The organism is Altibacter lentus (assembly GCF_000746845.1).
Taxonomy (GTDB): Bacteria; Bacteroidota; Bacteroidia; order Flavobacteriales; family Flavobacteriaceae; genus Altibacter; species Altibacter lentus.
In genome coordinates, this window is record NZ_JPZT01000017.1 from 1 (window position 1) to 511 (window position 511).

The 511-nt window shown below is 32.1% G+C and carries 1 protein-coding gene; it reads right to left on the reverse strand.

What is annotated here, in order from left to right; genetic code table 11:
• Positions 1-18: 18 nt before the first annotated feature.
• Positions 19-511 (reverse strand): hypothetical protein (locus tag JS40_RS00070; RefSeq protein ID WP_233273924.1); only part of this gene is annotated, 493 nt, incomplete at its 5' end.

Here is a 511-nt window from a genome sequence, read left to right on the forward strand (position 1 = left end):
TATTTCAGTCCCGCTGAATTATAGCCTATGTTGGGTATAGTTTTTAATCAAGTTTTGTATAGTCCATTTGAAATTCAAATGAGCTAAAATTCGGGCGCCTAAATTAAATCCGAAAAAGAACAATAAGGCAATCCAAATCATATCTACATCTAAAGTACTCAAAGCTGAAAATTCGGTTTTCGATGCGACTAAAAATAGAATAAAAGGAACTGCTATTAAAAGAACCATCCAATTTCCATTTGTGACAACAATTGTATCTCCTTTATCTTTCACTTTGACTACTCCACTGACCAATATAATTCCTACATGAAAAGCATAACCTGTGGCATGTGCAGCATGAAATACTAACCGATTTTCTTTTTTTGATATATATCCAAAATCTTCTTTTTGCAAATAGCCTTTCACAAGATCTAATATTTCAGACGTAGATATTTCTCCGATCTCGGATTTTTTAAATTTTGTCTGAAATTGTATCGGAAGTAAAGTCATTTCTAAAATTATACCCAACGGT